Below are 14725 nucleotides of genomic sequence, written 5' to 3' on the forward strand. Positions count from 1 at the left end.
TACACTTCCCTTTAGAGTGCTTCACGATGATCTATTACGCGTTTTGCTTTTCCGCAGGTGCGAGGAATAGTACCTTTTTCCACAAGATCAACATTGGTGCGTATATTCAGTACACTTTTAAGTTCATTTTCGACATGTTTTTTAACAGCAGCCAGATCTTTCAGTTCCCCTGTAAAAGCATTGTCAGAAAGTTCCACCCTGACAGTAATTTCATCCATCTTATGTGCATTACGTTTGAGCAGTATCTGAAACTGATCGGTAATCTCATTGATACCCACAAGCACATCCTCAATCTGGGATGGGAATACATTAATCCCGCGTACGATTAACATATCGTCTGCCCGGCCCATTATACGGGAAATCCGGGTGCTTGTTCTTCCGCATGCACATTCGGATTCAAGCAATCGGGTAATATCACCTGTATGATAGCGTATGACGGGGAAGGCTTCCTTGGTGAGGGAGGTCAGGACAAGTTCACCTTTTTCCCCCTCTGCCACCTGTTCACCATTCGAATCCAGTACCTCTACAAGGAAATGATCATCCCATATATGCAACCCATCCTGCTCTTCACACTCAAAAGCAACCCCGGGACCGATAAGTTCAGATAGACCATAAGAATCATAAGCTTTCATTCCAAAGACATTCTCAATATCTTTTCGTGTGTTGGATGACCAGGGTTCTCCTCCAAAGGTGCCTATACGTAATGAAAGTTTATCCAGAATATCCATCTCTTCTGCGGTTTCAGCAAGATAGAGAGCGTAAGAAGGAGTACAATTAATTACAGTTACTCCAAAATCCTGCATCATTTCAAGTTGTCTTGCAGTATTGCCGGTGCCCGCAGGAACGGTCATTGCACCAAGCCTTTCAGCACCGTTATGAAAGCCCAGCCCTCCGGTGAAAAGGCCATAATTCAGGGAATTCTGGAAAACATCATCCGGTCCAACTCCTACCATTTTGAGATCACGGGCCATCATGTCTGCCCATGTACGAATATCATTTTCTGTATATCCGACAACCGTAGGTTTTCCACTGGTTCCTGAGGATGCATGAATACGGACTACATCATTGTTAGGAGTTGCGAAAAGTCCGAAAGGATAGTTGGCACGTAGATCGGGTTTTTTTGTTATGGGAAGATTTGTGATATCATCAACTGAATTGATATTTTCAGGGGAGACACCAAGTGCTTTAAATTTGTCATTGTAGAAAGGAACGTTTTCATAGACGCTTGCAGCCGTTTTTTTTAGTCGTTTTAACTGTAATTGGCGCATTTCATCTTTTTTCATGGTTTCATATTCTGGCTGCCAGTATTTCATCGGAGGATCACCCTTTCGTTTTTGATTGGATTCAATATTTATAAAGATTTACCATGTGAAATTTGCAAATTCAATGGCACAAGTATCATAATATTAACTTAGTAAATGTTCATTATTATTTTTATTAAATACATAAATCATAGAATATCAAGAATTTATGTACATGATTAAATTATATTATGCCATATAATATACATTAATGTGCATGAAATTTAGATTATATGGTACAAATGGAAATTGATAGGCAGATAATTCCATATATGAAAATATCACCTACCAATATCTGGAAGGAATTTATATTCCAAGGGCATTTGTTTGCTGCAGGTGCTATTGGTGTTGTATATATGTCTTCAATACTTTGCAACATACCAATAGGCCTGGATTTCATAGTAGCAATTTATATGATGTTTTATGCAATTTACTTTTATGACTACATACAGGGGGCAAATGAAGACAGGATAACAAACCCCGAAAGGTCTGACTACATAAATAATCAGAACAAAAATAACGATTTCATTTTTCCCCTATACGCAGCCATTCTTGCAATGGGTTCAATTTACATTTTGTGGAGCGACATTATGAACATGGTTATTGGATTTGCCATTCTCGTTCTGGGAGTGCTCTACCATTCCTATTTCAAAAAACTTACAAAATTTATTCCTGCATTCAAGAATATTTATGTGGCAACAGTATGGGCATTGCTTGTTTTTGTACTTCTGAATTATTATTCCTATCCAGTTACGAATACTGCAATCCTGATTTCATTTTTTATATTCCTGAAAGTACTAAGTATACAGATTCTTTTCGATATAAGGGATATTGAAGGGGACAAAAAAAAAGGATTACTGACGTTGCCGATATTCATTGGAGGAAAATACAGTATTGTTCTGAATTTACTAAATGTACTGAATTTTTTTACAATAGCAATATTTGCATACGGGATATTTACCAATATCATTCCGGCAATTTCTATAATGATACTGGTAATTTTCTTTTATGAATTCAGTTATATAAATCAAATAAGAAAGGAGAAAAGTGTTACAGAGCATTACATGATGGCAGCCTGTGAACCTATTCTTTGGGCACTCCTTATCCAATCAGGTAACCTATGTGTGAATCTCCTGCAGACTTCATCCAATCTGCTTTAAAATAACATTTTGTACTCCGGAAATCTATAAAGATATCCTCCCTTTAATGATAACACACAAAGATATCCGGATCATGTCATGAAAGAAAATCAGCACGCCATTGGCAGACAACTCTACATCCTGTCTTTTTCCAAGCTATTCAAAGATCTGGCAACAGGTATGCTACTGTTTTTTATACCTCTATATGCGGCCAGGCTTGATGCAGGAATAATAGCAGAGATGCCTGCAGTGCTGAAAGCCGGGATTGCAACTGCAGCTTTTGGAATTGCAAACTCACTATCCCAGCCTTTTATGGGCCGCTTGAGCGACCGACTCAACAGAAGAAAGGATTTTCTTGTTGTGGGATATGTCATTTACACCCTTCTCTGTATATCCTATCCATATACTTCCTCACTTGAGAGTCTGACAGTGCTGCGTGTTATACAGGGAATTGCCATTGGAGCTACAGTTCCTGCGATTGTAGCAATGGTCACCCATCTTTCCACCTCATCTGTAAGGGGTCAGGCAATCGGAATATACTCAAGCCTGAGGGGTTTTGCTTTCGGGATAGGTTCCATCATTGCCGGGGGAATACTGGCGATATCAAATTTTGAAGTTGGATTTTATATATGTGGCTTTTTTGTACTGGCAACTTTGTTAATGGTGCAATTTTTCGTAAAAGAAACAGCACCTCCGCCACAACCAGACGAGCCTGGAAATATGGACCATGCAAACCAGAAGGAGTACTATGTCCTTGCAGTTGCAATTTTCATGATGATGGTGGGAATTACCATCGTCCTTTCCCTTCTACCGGCATACCAGCAGAGGCTTCAGACAGGGGAGTTTTTCCTCAGCTTGGCAGTTTCAGCCTATGTAATATCCCGTATTATTTTCCAGACACCAATGGGAATTCTATCCGATCGCATAGAACGCAAATGGATAATTATCTCAGGTATTGCAGTAAATGCCTTGATTGTTGTCGGATTGGGACATGTAATACATATTGAAGAGCTAATAATACTGCGGATAATGCAGGGAATATCAATGGCCGCAGTCGAAACACCATTGATGGCATTGGCAGCGGATATGACAGGCGGGCATTCAACAGGCAGTCGGATAAGCATAATAACAAGTGCACAGGCAGCAGGTATGGCAACCGGCCCCCTGTTTGGGGGGATACTGGCCGGCTATGTCTCCTTCGAAACACCATTCCATATATGTGCGATATTGATATTGGCTTCGGGATTTTTAATACTGAAAGGGATTCATACAAAAAACATACGAGAATGGACGACATAATGAACTATTTTCTACATAGCCTTATATAACCAAACAAACAAAGTTATAGATATATATAATATACTGGAGGAGAAGAAATGGTATTAGAACAAATATGGGGAATCGTGACCTTACTGGCTACCATATGGGTAATATACGATGTATTTACCAATAATAGAAGACTTAGTACCATGATGAAAATCATATGGATAGTAGCTGCATTGTTGTTTGGTGTACTTGGAGCTATAGCTTACTATTTCATTGGCAAAAAGCGATGATTATCAGATTAAGTCGCTTGCTGGCTAAAATGGTATTTTCATTATTAATTATTCTTAAAAAACTATATTTAGTTGAAATAATGTGTACCATTCAGGGTTCATCAACATGGTATGGATTAAAGTAAAAGAGGGTAAATACCTGGCTTCTGGCAAGATCAGGACAATATATAAAAAAGTAGAAGGAAGCAATGCACGATTCCTGAGAATTTATTGCGACCAGACTATAATATACACAAATGATTTGCACAGGGTAGTTAAAAGCAAAAAAATTCCTGAAGATGTCCTTCTGGATCCCGAGTATTACAAAAAATGCCAGGATGCAGATAAATTGATACAGCTGTTACTTCAGGAAATAGAAGATGCCAAAAAAAGTGGTGACCTGATAATGGATTTGCAAACTATCCTGAAAAAGTATGATTATATCTGATTTTCAGATAGCAAGCATCTTGCTATCTTTTTTTTAAGCAGATTTGTTACGGTTGGCACTCTTTGAGCGTACATTTATCATTTCAGCTACAAAGGTCACTGCTATGAATGAAAAATATACCCAAAGCAAAAATCCAATAATGGAACCTATGGCTCCATAAACTGTGGTTATATTGCCATAAGACAGGTAAAAGGCAAAAAAATACTTGGCTATTGTAATCAGTAATACTGTAAATAGTGAACCTTCCAGTACATATCTCATGCCGATTTTGGCCTCAGGCAACACTCTGTAAATATATATGAATAAAACTAGGAGGATGAGGAAATTCGAAAACGAACTGGCATATTGTATGATTTTCAGGTTAAAAGGCACCAACTCATTCAGTAACCCGTATCCCATCAGGAAAAATGCTTCAACGAATGTGTTCAATACGAGCAAAAAACCAACCACAAATACTCCTATCACAGACGCAAAACTTTTTTTCAGGAAATGATGCAACCAGTCAGATTCTGGACCGGAGACACCCCACATATTATCAATTATCTTCTTGAACTGCCTGAAAAGGTTACCACCAGCCCATACTAGGAGAACGAAACTTATAGCTGCCCCCACAGTAAGGGATGCAATATCGGGTATCTGGTAAAGGAGACCCTCCACCAGATATATCAATGTATCTCCTGCTACCAGATCGATGTAGCCGATTATGGCAGACTCCAGATGACGTGCCTTCAAGAAATAACTCCCTACGGACACGGAGAACAAGAGTATAGCAGGAAGGCTTAGGATAAGATAGAATGAAAGAGCCGCACTGCTGGTTATGCCGTCATCTTCATTCCATTGCATCAGTGTTTCCCTAAAAAGGCCGGATAGTACTTTCATTAATACCAAATTGGTTTACTGACGTATATAGTTCGTTGTCCGGTACCCAAAATATAATCTCAAAAAGAACTATGTGTTATGAAAATTTGTAAATATAATTTTATTGTAATCTATATATTTATTTATATCTTGTCAGCTTATATCATTATGGTGCGATATGAGCTGAATCCATTGAGTAATAGGTACCTTTTACAGCTCAATAAAAAATAAAGGTGGTAGGAGATTATGAAACTCAAAATTCAATTATTTATTGCATTCATTGCCCTTATGGCAATGTCTGTAGGCGGTGTTCTTGCTGAAGATGACTGCCAGAAAACGGTTACACTTTATGCAGGACAAGATATAGACGTAGGAATCGTAAACCTGTCAGAAATATGTGTAGATAACCAGCCAACCCTCAAAATAATCTATGAAGTGGATGTACCCTGGAGAATAGCAGAGACACATCTGGAAGTAGCCGACGACCCTAATGAACTGCCACAAAAAAATGGGAACCCGATACCCGGTCAGTTCACATATAAGGATGAATGGGAAAGTTACCGGGAACAGGTAACATACGAAGTACCCCTGGAATCCTGTAATGAGGTCTTCATTGCAGCCCATGCAGTCGTTGTAAACCATTCAAGTGATGATAAGAAAAATGTGTGGGATGTAACTGAAACTGCCTGGGCAGATGGTGAAGACTTCGATGGCAACAACTGGGCAACTTACTTCAACTATACACCCTGCTGTATCGATTGTGGTGGCGAGCAGAATTTTGAAGAAAATACAGATGTTGACGATGAAAAAGACAAAAAGGATAAGAAAGACAAGAATCCGGGGAACAATGGCAAAGGAGTCGGACAGAGCATGATCGATCGGATTTTCTCATTCTTCATTCGATGATAAGTAATAAAAGAGGAAATATTCCCCTTTCATTTTTCCCATACACCAGACTTACTTGAATTTTTTAATGTAATACCTGGCCATAAACCGAGAGCTTCAAAAAAATATAAAGCTTAAGGCCCTGCTTATTTGCGTTTTCTTCTCATAAACATTACAACTGCTATACCAAGGAAGCCCGCAGTCAATAACGGTTGGGCAGTCGGGATATCAAAAGCCGGCTGTGAATCATGCCCAAAATAGTAACTGCGGTCATAGTCCATTACATCCGGACCTAGTGTCGGGGTTCCGGTGGCTGTTGCATGGGTCTTTTGCAGACCCAGCAATGCAGAAGTCGTCTCTGTGAATTGCACAGTCTCCCCCGGCATAATTATGGGAATGGTACCCACAATACCACATTTATTGTCTTCTACCACAACATTTGTCAGGTTGACATTACCAGTATTGCTGATGTAAAAATCCCATCTGACATCATAATTCCACCTGATGTATGGACCGTATCTCTCATCAGCATCCTCACCATTGGTATGTTTTTCAATATCAATGGCTGGACTGGTCATAAGGGGAAGATGATCAATGTCACTGCCAGTGATGTAAAAAGATAAATCACAGAAGCCATCATTGTTTGCGTCTGTACAGGTTTCACTATGTCCTGTACCATCAGGATGTGCCCAATAGTTACCACCAATAGAAGGTCCGCCTACAATGTTTGTACCTACCGCATTTGCTATATTCCAGGAGCTGCCAGCACTATCGGACATCTGAATGTTAATTGTATTGTTGAAATAGTTGTCATAAATAATATTACTACCACTATTTACCAATTGAATACCCGATGAACTGCTGTTGGATACGATATTGCGGGTCAGCGTATTGTTGCTGGATTCATTGAGGAAGATGGCATAATAATTATTAGATAGTTTATTGTCACTTATTGTGTTGTGCTGGACAGCATCAAGAAAGATTCCAGCCTTAGAAGTACCTGCAGCATTTGTTATCTCAAAGCCACTGATTGTCACGTTATCTCTGGTCACATTGAAAGTATGGTCTGCTGAAGAAGCCGCCTGAACTTTAGTATTAGCCGGGTTCCCGGAATGTGAGATAATGATTACTGATTTGTTCACATCCACATTTTCATTATATGTACCTGAATAGACAATAATCGTATCAGTGTTATTTGCCGCATTTATAGCATCCTGAATTGTTGTATAATTACCACTACCATTGTCATCCACAGTAATTTCAACCGCCATTGCTGCTGATGAAAGTAATGCCAGTGCTATCACGCTGATCATCAAAAGTTTGATATGCATACCTTTACCCCCAATTAAGACTTGTATTCAACATGTTTTATCCTTAATCTATTATACAGTCGTCTATATGTATAAATCTTCAGAACTACAGGTACTAACCAATGGTACGCAACAAATAAATTTGAACCTTTGTTTTTTATATTATGAAACATAAAAAACAGTAAAAACATTACTCTAAAAGAGAAAGAAAGATAATAAATAATTAAACATAAAATATTATAGGTTATCCATGTTTAGCAGCCAAAAATTAGCGGTTTTTGTAGACGTGCAGAATATGTTCTATTCTGCCAGAAATATCCATTACGGGAGACTTGATTACGAAAAACTTTTACGTGCTGTCGTAATGGAAAGAAAATTGACAAGGGCAATAGCCTATCTTGTAGAAACCCCGGATATCGACCAGTCAGGTTTTAAGAGTTTTATTGGTTCAATTGGTTGGGAAGTAAAAAGCAAGGCCCTGAAGGTAAGACCTGATGGTTCCACCAAAGGAGATTGGGACATGGGGATCGCAATTGATGCGATTTCAATTGCACCAAAAGTAGATACTATTGTACTTGTTAGTGGGGATGGAGATTTTGTCGATCTGATAAACCACCTGAAAGCTATTGGTGTACGGGTTGAAGTTCACTCTTTTAAGGAAAGTACAGCCGAAGAACTTATTAACGCAGCTACAGCCCATTATCCAATTGAAAGAAGGATGTTATTGGATAGATAAACAAGGTGCTCTATTATTCGCAAAATATGCATTTGAGGATTCCATATAATCCAATTTCATTTTCCCTTTACATTAACTCTGTTTAGGGGATTTTGCTTTATTTTGCGGATAGTTGCAATGAAATACTCTGTTTCTCTCCTTACATCATCACTGCAAACGATTGCTGAAATAGCAACCAAACTATCGGCCCCATTTTCAACAACTGAAACACAGTTGTCTTTATTGATACCCCCTATAGCAACAATCGGAATATCAATTATAGTTTTCACCGCCTGAATCCTGTCAGGTCCAACACCCCTACCCGCATCTTTTTTGGTAGTAGTGTCAAAAACCGGACTGAAACCTACATAATCAGCCCCTTTTCTTTCTGCCTCGATTGCTTCATCTGTATTATGGACTGTAAGGCCGATTATCTTATTTTCACCCAGAATATTTCGTGCCAGATCTATCGGCATATCGTCCTGTCCGATATGCACTCCATCAGCTCCTGCAGCCAAGGCTACATCGATACGGTCATTTACCAGAAAGATGGCATTATCCCCACATATTTTCCTGATCAGGATCGCTTCTTCAATCATCTCTTTTGTAGTCTTGTCTTTCTCCCGATACTGAACAATCTTACACCCCGCCGATACTGCACATTTCACATCGGACAATGTACCTTTCCTGGATAGGCCGGAATCTGTCACAAGATAGAAATCGATATCATTAAGCAAAGATTTCCAGAATGGCATAAATGGAGCCCTCATAAATCTATAATTCAGCCATCAATACTCTCAACATTAGTCATAGGTTCTGCTTTTTCATCAGTAAGCCCGGATACTTCATCATATAAATGCATCTTGAAACTACCGCTGCCGGTTGACTTAGCCGCCGCAAGTTCCCCGGCAACCCCGAATAGAGACAAAGCATCTATTGCTGCATCACAGAAATCATCGTTCAGGGCTGCAAATGAACCAATTATTGAAGCAACCATGCAACCGGTACCCACAATTGAACCCATTTCTGCATGACCATTTTTAATGGAAAATATCCTTGAACCGTCACTGACTATATCTTCTTTGCCGGTCATCACAACAGTACATGATCTTGAGATGGCCAAATTCTTTGCAAGCCAGAAGGGATCAGCATTGATAGAAGTTGCTTCAACTCCTTTTGTACGGGCATTTTCACCTGCCAGTTTTGCAATCTCAGAATAGTTACCTTTAATGATATCAACATGAGCACTATCAAGGATCTTTGCAGCCATTTGGTTTCTGAATTGGGTTGCCCCTACCCCTACTATATCGAGTACCACGGGAATTTTTTTTTCGTTTGCAGCCTTTGCGGAAATTATCATGGATTCAATAAGTTCAGATGTCAGGGTTCCGATGTTAAGTACAAGGGCAGAGGAAATCTTGGTCATATCAGCACATTCTTCTACAGCATGAGCCATTACAGGAAGTGCACCAAAGGTCCTTATTATATTTGCACAGTCATAAATTGTAACCCAGTTGGTGATATGATGGACCAATGGTTTTGCCTCTCTCAATGTTTTTAGTGCATCTTTCATTGCCTTCCTCCGTAATATTCCCATTAATGTGTTTCACAATCGTGAATAGATATTGCATAATATCTAATAAACTTTACGTCAGCCATATTAATATGAAAAAATAAGATAGTAAGCCAAGTCCTGCAGGTTTGTTGCTTTTTTACAATTTATTCACAAACATCATTAGCGGTATAAATCTTGATAATTTTACCAGCCTGTTCCTCTCCCGCCCTTCTGGCAACCATTTCCTGAAAAGCCATGACATAATCCGGTCTCAAGCAACCAAGGCTTTCCCTACCATCTTTAATCAGGTCCAGCAAATATTCCAGTTCCTTTTCTGAAAGTGCCTCCAGACGATGGGAAAAATCAGATATATCCTTGGAAAAATGATTTGCGACCGGTGGCAGGATTGACTTGAAATTGACCCCTGAACTGCTGCATTCCAGATCAATGCACTCAGGAGCAAGCTTTTTCAGTAGATCTATGTCTTTTTCATCTAGTTTACGTGCCATATAGTTCCTTTTTGGGAATTATTGGTTAAATAGGTGTGTTTACAAAAACCAAGGAAATGGATTTTGCCGGCAGGACAACATACAGCCGGCAGAATCACTGTTATATTTAATCCACTCTTTTAGTACTTGCAGCAGTCTTATCCGGATCTACAACCACATCGATAATAGAAGGCCTGATGGATTTGAATGCTTCTCCAAGAGCTTCATCCAGTTTTGCCGGGTCCTCTATCCTATAACCTTCACCTCCGGTAGTGTTTGCATATTCCGCAAAATTGGGATTAGGGAAACTAACACCAAATTCAGGATAACTGGATCTTAGTTCTTCCTTTTTTATGTTCTTGAGTTTGCCGTCATTAAAGACAATGACATTGATCCCGAGCTCTTCACGTACAGCAGTGGTGAAATCAGCCATAAGCATTCCAAAACCGCCATCTCCTGTAACACATATTACCTGCCTGTCAGGATTATCAAGTTTTGCCGACAGGGCTGCAGGCAGTCCGAATCCCATACTGGCAATATTGGCACACATTAATGTTTTCTGGCCTTCACACATGAATTTCTTGTAGAACCAGTAGGTATGGTCGCCCACATCTACACAAATTATAGCATCAGTGTTTGCATGGCGTTTAATGGCCTGTACCACATAACCGGGATTTACAGGGATGGAAAGATCCTGGGCATCGGCTTCCAGTTCCTCATAATGCTCCTGTTTCATCCGATCGATGTGCTCTAAAAACTCAGTGTTTTCTTCCTTTTCATCGACAAGAGGAAGAAGGTCTTTAAGTACAAGATCCGCATCACCGACAATCGGAGCATCTACATCAAATGTCTTTCCGATTTTGGTCGGATCGATATCTATCTGGACAATCCTGATTCCTGAAGGAACAAGGTTTGCCTGTCTGAAACCCGAACCTATGATAACTATAAGTTCACTGTTTTGTACAGCTTTTGCTGCATGTTTTGACCCTATGGAACCAAGTACACCCAGACTATAACGATCGGTTTCGTGCACCACACCCTTGGCCCTGGAAGTAGTGGCAATGGGGGCTTTGATTTTTTGTGAGAGTTGTGTTAGCAATTCACCACTGTGGCGACAGCCCCAGCCTGCAAAGAGAGTGACTTTCTTGTGAGTGTTTATCAATTCCGCAGCCTTTTCCACATCTTCATGTTTTGGAGAGGTCTGGTTTGAAACCAGCCTCTTTTCAGCGGAATATACATCCCCGCTAAGTTTGCCGGCCAGGATATCAGTAGGTGTGCTGAGTACTGCAACACCGGGCTTTTTGAAGGCATATTTAGTAGCCCTTGTGACCAGACCGAGCGCCTGGTTCTCCCGGGCAATGGTTTCTGTGAATTCAGCAAAGGGGGAGAAAAGTTCTATCTGGTCGATCTCCTGGAAGGCTTCACTGCCAAGATAGACCTCTGCCACCTGACCGGCAAAGGCAAGCACCGGACTCCTGTCGGTGGCAGCATCCATTAAACCGGTGATAAGGTTTGTAGAACCTGGGCCCGCTATGGAGATACAGACGCCCAGCCCGCCGGTGATTTTTCCATGTGCAGAAGCCATGAAAGCAGCGGTCTCTTCGTGTCTTGTGAGAATGAATTTTATTTTGTCACTCCTGCGGATGGAGTCTATCAGGGGCAGGTTGGAATCCCCCGGGATCCCATAGACAAACCTGACACCGAAGGCTTCCAGTTGTTCGACGATCTTGTCGGCAACAGTCGTTTCTACCGATTCATCTTCCTTTTCCCCGCCTTCAGGAACAAAAGCGGATTTCGGAGCCCCGCATACCGGACATGTATAGTCATCAGGCAGTGAATCAAAATCCTGCCCTTCAACCTCCTCATCATAAACCCAGTTACAAACCGAACATCTGTATTTTGCCATGCATTTCCTCCAAGATTCCCCTATAATATGTAGTATTCATGTGACAGGATTGTTTATCAAATGCTGGGAAATTCAACCAATGAATTTCCCTTGCATAAGAGGCAAACATCTCCCACTAGAATTGTCAATAGCTGCAAGTCTGATAATTATATGCCGAAACTATGTTGGTACTAGTGAATGATAATTTTTCCTGTGGGTTTACCAAAATGCCTTGAAAAAGAAGAAATATAGCATAAAAACTTTTTATTTATTATCCTTATTGCTACATATAAAAGATTCAGCGGTTTTTGATATATTTAGTGGTTTACCGCGTCAGGGGCCGGGAAGTGACGAATGTACTGAAAAAGCCTTCCATTCACTCCCTAACTTTGCGGCAGGTTTTATAGGATAATTGGGGTTGAAAGTTGGGAGATCATAAGCAAATTCAGGTTAACGGCATCTGCCACGGATGCTTTCTATACTTATTCAGTCCCATACCTCGATGGAATTGAAGAGAAATATAAGGAAAATAAAAATAAAATTCACAATCAGAATGATTTAAATAGACCAAATTTTGAATAAAGCATCACGGGGACATCAATGCCAGTCGATGAAAATATCAAGAGGATTCTCGAAAAAATCGGTGACAGGACACTCATCTGTGTCACCAAGACAATTGAACCTGAAAGGATCAACGAAGCCATCCGGGCCGGGGCTGCCATAATCGGAGAGAACCGGGTTCAGGAATATGAAGATAAACGCAAGGAAATCCTGCCCTGTGAGACACATTTGATAGGTCACCTGCAGACAAATAAAGTCAAAAAGGCTGTTGAGTTTTTTGATGTCATCCAGTCAGTCGACTCCATGAAAGTAATAAATAATATTGATAGCAGAGCCGGGGATATCGATAAGGTACAGAGGGTCTTCCTTCAGGTAAACATAGGCAATGAACCACAGAAACATGGTTTCAGGCTGGACAGGATCGAAGAAGTTATAAACGAAATCCGCTCCCTTCAAAATATACGTGTGGAAGGCCTGATGTGCATCCCTCCTTTTGTCCCTGCCGAACAAACCCGTCCCTATTTCCAAAAGATGAAAGCCCTGTTTGATGAAATGAAACAGGAAAACCGCGGCAACATCGATATTCAGGAATTGTCAATGGGTATGTCCAATGACTACATGGTAGCCATAGAAGAAGGGGCTACAATGGTGCGTGTGGGTTCGGCTATATTCGGGGAAAGGGAGTATTAAAGATTTATAATTAATTTTATAGTTCAATTTGAAATGAGTTTGACCAAACAATTTACTGAAATTTATAATGCAAATAGAAAAATGTACCACATTATTCCAAAAAGAGGCAAAAAGGATTGTTGAGTTCAATCCTTTCTTCTCAAAAACATAACCATGAGCAGTGCAAATGTACTTAACACAGTACCAAATCCGGGTACTTCATTTGAATCGGTTGTGTTCGAGTAACTTATATTTTCATCTTCTGTCACTTCATCAATTGCTTCTTCTGTACCAGAAATTTCATACTGAGAAGAGTCTATGTTCCCCACTGCAGAAATTGCAAACGGTGAAAAACCAGGAGTCTCGGATTCATAAATGAAGTAATTCTCATTTTCATCTACGGCTTCTGTTGCAAGTGAAGTCCACTCACCATCATGATACCTGCAAAGTACTATTGAATCTGGTTCTACATCGTTATCAGAAAGCCATTCCTTGCTCACCTTGAATCCAACTACAGGGTCTTCCATATCATCTTCATCAAAGGCGACATTACCTACCCAGATATTCATATTCTGATAGACTTTACCTGGAGCAGGCGAATCTACCAAAGCCGACGTATCTTTCAGTACTTCAATTGATGTTTTGGTCTGCCCTTCATTTGTCAGAGACTTGAATTGTATGGCCATTACGGCGTTATCATCTTCGTTGAATTCATATCGTACATCTTCACCAGCAGCAACCTTGTTCACCTGTGCATGCTTGGAGGCAATGTTTTCAAACTCTTCGCCAGTGGCTCCACCGCCACCTCCTCCACTGCTTCCGCCAGAGGGGTTAGGTGACGTGGGTGAAGTTGGTATATCTCCAATATGAACAGTAATTTCATGGGAACCACTGGTAAATTCAATCATCTCGTTAGATTTCATGTCAGTTTTTGAATCATCTACAACAACTGTGAAATCTTCATCTTCAGGAATTGAAGTATTGTCCCATCTCATCTGAGTACTTGATTGAGAAGGCACGTAGAGATTTAATTTCCATTCATCCGTACCATTGCTTTTTATGTCTGTTGCAAGACGAGTTACAACTTCATGTTCGCATGGAAAATAAACATCCAGTGCGTCACCTTGTGGTTCAGGTGGAGCTGGTTTGTCGATATATCTGTCGAAGCCATCTGTTGCATCAGAGTTTATTCCAAATATTCGATCATAAGTTGCTGGAGCAGGAGGTGGTGATGTATTATCCGAGGAACTTGACAGAGATGTGAAATATAATGTCACATCCCATGAATCATTGTTACCTGTTGAAACAGCAGGTGATGTACTAATCACCAACAACAAAACCATAAATGCTATAAAAGGTATTTTTTTCATTTTAAA

The 14725-nt window shown here is 40.2% G+C and carries 15 protein-coding genes; 7 read left to right on the forward strand and 8 right to left on the reverse strand.

The features are described 5' to 3' along the window. Positions 1-11 precede the first annotated feature (11 nt). Positions 12-1313, reverse strand: coding sequence for a phenylacetate--CoA ligase family protein (locus BKM01_RS08715; protein WP_072357744.1), 1302 nt, complete (start codon positions 1311-1313; stop codon positions 12-14). A 344-nt stretch (positions 1314-1657) separates the two neighbouring features. Here BKM01_RS08715 and BKM01_RS08720 point away from each other — a divergent pair, with 344 nt between their 5' ends. The 4 genes from BKM01_RS08720 to BKM01_RS08735 all read left to right on the forward strand — a co-directional run bounded on the left by BKM01_RS08720 (position 1658) and on the right by BKM01_RS08735 (position 4423). After that, positions 1658-2461, forward strand: coding sequence for a UbiA family prenyltransferase (locus BKM01_RS08720; protein WP_157769633.1), 804 nt, complete (start codon positions 1658-1660; stop codon positions 2459-2461). 78 nt (positions 2462-2539) lie between these two features. After that, a complete protein-coding gene (locus tag BKM01_RS08725) occupies positions 2540-3739 on the forward strand; it encodes an MFS transporter (RefSeq protein WP_072357748.1) in 1200 nt (399 codons plus the stop codon). 77 nt (positions 3740-3816) lie between these two features. Further along, positions 3817-3996 (forward strand): PLDc N-terminal domain-containing protein, encoded by a 180-nt coding sequence (locus tag BKM01_RS08730; RefSeq protein WP_072357751.1) that lies wholly within the window; start codon positions 3817-3819, stop codon positions 3994-3996. A gap of 106 nt (positions 3997-4102) precedes the next feature. Continuing rightward, on the forward strand, positions 4103-4423 hold the full coding sequence (locus BKM01_RS08735; protein ID WP_072357754.1) for a hypothetical protein: 321 nt from the start codon (positions 4103-4105) through the stop codon (positions 4421-4423). Positions 4424-4456: 33 nt separating this feature from the next. Here the strand turns inward: BKM01_RS08735 and BKM01_RS08740 are convergent, their stop codons facing one another. Then, positions 4457-5302 carry a YihY/virulence factor BrkB family protein gene (locus tag BKM01_RS08740; protein WP_072357757.1) on the reverse strand — a complete coding sequence of 282 codons (846 nt, stop codon included), beginning with the start codon at positions 5300-5302 and terminating at the stop codon, positions 4457-4459. 225 nt (positions 5303-5527) lie between these two features. Here BKM01_RS08740 and BKM01_RS08745 point away from each other — a divergent pair, with 225 nt between their 5' ends. Continuing rightward, complete coding sequence (locus tag BKM01_RS08745; RefSeq protein WP_072357759.1) at positions 5528-6187, forward strand: hypothetical protein; 660 nt, start codon at positions 5528-5530, stop codon at positions 6185-6187. Positions 6188-6312: 125 nt separating this feature from the next. Here BKM01_RS08745 and BKM01_RS08750 read toward each other — a convergent pair whose 3' ends face one another. Continuing rightward, entirely contained in the window at positions 6313-7497 is a 1185-nt protein-coding gene (locus tag BKM01_RS08750; RefSeq protein ID WP_072357762.1) for a NosD domain-containing protein, read from the reverse strand. A 229-nt stretch (positions 7498-7726) separates the two neighbouring features. Here BKM01_RS08750 and BKM01_RS08755 point away from each other — a divergent pair, with 229 nt between their 5' ends. After that, entirely contained in the window at positions 7727-8212 is a 486-nt protein-coding gene (locus BKM01_RS08755; protein ID WP_013037403.1) for a LabA-like NYN domain-containing protein, read from the forward strand. A 56-nt stretch (positions 8213-8268) separates the two neighbouring features. Here BKM01_RS08755 and thiE read toward each other — a convergent pair whose 3' ends face one another. The 4 genes from thiE to BKM01_RS08775 form a co-directional block, all read right to left on the reverse strand. Continuing rightward, complete coding sequence (thiE, locus tag BKM01_RS08760) at positions 8269-8946, reverse strand: thiamine phosphate synthase (protein ID WP_072357765.1); 678 nt, start codon at positions 8944-8946, stop codon at positions 8269-8271. 26 nt (positions 8947-8972) lie between these two features. Continuing rightward, complete coding sequence (gene thiM / locus BKM01_RS08765) at positions 8973-9764, reverse strand: hydroxyethylthiazole kinase (protein WP_072357768.1); 792 nt, start codon at positions 9762-9764, stop codon at positions 8973-8975. Between the two features lie 146 nt (positions 9765-9910). Further along, the gene (locus BKM01_RS08770) at positions 9911-10255 is read right to left on the reverse strand and encodes a hypothetical protein (RefSeq protein ID WP_072357771.1); all 345 of its coding nucleotides are present in this window, start codon (positions 10253-10255) and stop codon (positions 9911-9913) included. Between the two features lie 106 nt (positions 10256-10361). Next, entirely contained in the window at positions 10362-12140 is a 1779-nt protein-coding gene (locus BKM01_RS08775) for a thiamine pyrophosphate-binding protein (RefSeq protein ID WP_072357773.1), read from the reverse strand. 579 nt (positions 12141-12719) lie between these two features. Between BKM01_RS08775 and BKM01_RS08785 the strand changes: the two genes are divergently transcribed. Beyond that, positions 12720-13370, forward strand: a complete 651-nt coding sequence (locus BKM01_RS08785; protein ID WP_072357779.1) for a YggS family pyridoxal phosphate-dependent enzyme — start codon at positions 12720-12722, stop codon at positions 13368-13370. A gap of 125 nt (positions 13371-13495) precedes the next feature. Here BKM01_RS08785 and BKM01_RS08790 read toward each other — a convergent pair whose 3' ends face one another. Further along, the gene (locus tag BKM01_RS08790) at positions 13496-14719 is read right to left on the reverse strand and encodes a PGF-pre-PGF domain-containing protein (RefSeq protein ID WP_072357782.1); all 1224 of its coding nucleotides are present in this window, start codon (positions 14717-14719) and stop codon (positions 13496-13498) included. Between the last annotated feature and the right edge of the window lie 6 nt (positions 14720-14725).

Origin of the sequence: Methanohalophilus portucalensis, assembly GCF_002761295.1 — an archaeon.
Lineage (GTDB): Archaea > Halobacteriota > Methanosarcinia > Methanosarcinales > Methanosarcinaceae > Methanohalophilus > Methanohalophilus portucalensis.

Excerpts from the sequence above, each read along its gene's own strand:
- BKM01_RS08735 (WP_072357754.1), top strand. The coding sequence starts at position 4,103 with ATGGTATGGATTAAAGTAAAAGAGGGTAAATACCTGGCTTCTGGCAAG.
- BKM01_RS08730 (WP_072357751.1), top strand. The coding sequence starts at position 3,817 with ATGGTATTAGAACAAATATGGGGAATCGTGACCTTACTGGCTACCATA.
- BKM01_RS08745 (WP_072357759.1), top strand. The coding sequence starts at position 5,528 with ATGAAACTCAAAATTCAATTATTTATTGCATTCATTGCCCTTATGGCA.
- BKM01_RS08770 (WP_072357771.1), bottom strand. The coding sequence starts at position 10,255 with ATGGCACGTAAACTAGATGAAAAAGACATAGATCTACTGAAAAAGCTT.
- BKM01_RS08750 (WP_072357762.1), bottom strand. The coding sequence starts at position 7,497 with ATGCATATCAAACTTTTGATGATCAGCGTGATAGCACTGGCATTACTT.
- BKM01_RS08715 (WP_072357744.1), bottom strand. The coding sequence starts at position 1,313 with ATGAAATACTGGCAGCCAGAATATGAAACCATGAAAAAAGATGAAATG.
- BKM01_RS08725 (WP_072357748.1), top strand. The coding sequence starts at position 2,540 with ATGAAAGAAAATCAGCACGCCATTGGCAGACAACTCTACATCCTGTCT.
- BKM01_RS08775 (WP_072357773.1), bottom strand. The coding sequence starts at position 12,140 with ATGGCAAAATACAGATGTTCGGTTTGTAACTGGGTTTATGATGAGGAG.
- thiE (WP_072357765.1), bottom strand. The coding sequence starts at position 8,946 with ATGCCATTCTGGAAATCTTTGCTTAATGATATCGATTTCTATCTTGTG.
- BKM01_RS08755 (WP_013037403.1), top strand. The coding sequence starts at position 7,727 with ATGTTTAGCAGCCAAAAATTAGCGGTTTTTGTAGACGTGCAGAATATG.
- BKM01_RS08740 (WP_072357757.1), bottom strand. The coding sequence starts at position 5,302 with ATGAAAGTACTATCCGGCCTTTTTAGGGAAACACTGATGCAATGGAAT.
- BKM01_RS08720 (WP_157769633.1), top strand. The coding sequence starts at position 1,658 with ATGTCTTCAATACTTTGCAACATACCAATAGGCCTGGATTTCATAGTA.
- thiM (WP_072357768.1), bottom strand. The coding sequence starts at position 9,764 with ATGAAAGATGCACTAAAAACATTGAGAGAGGCAAAACCATTGGTCCAT.
- BKM01_RS08790 (WP_072357782.1), bottom strand. The coding sequence starts at position 14,719 with ATGAAAAAAATACCTTTTATAGCATTTATGGTTTTGTTGTTGGTGATT.
- BKM01_RS08785 (WP_072357779.1), top strand. The coding sequence starts at position 12,720 with ATGCCAGTCGATGAAAATATCAAGAGGATTCTCGAAAAAATCGGTGAC.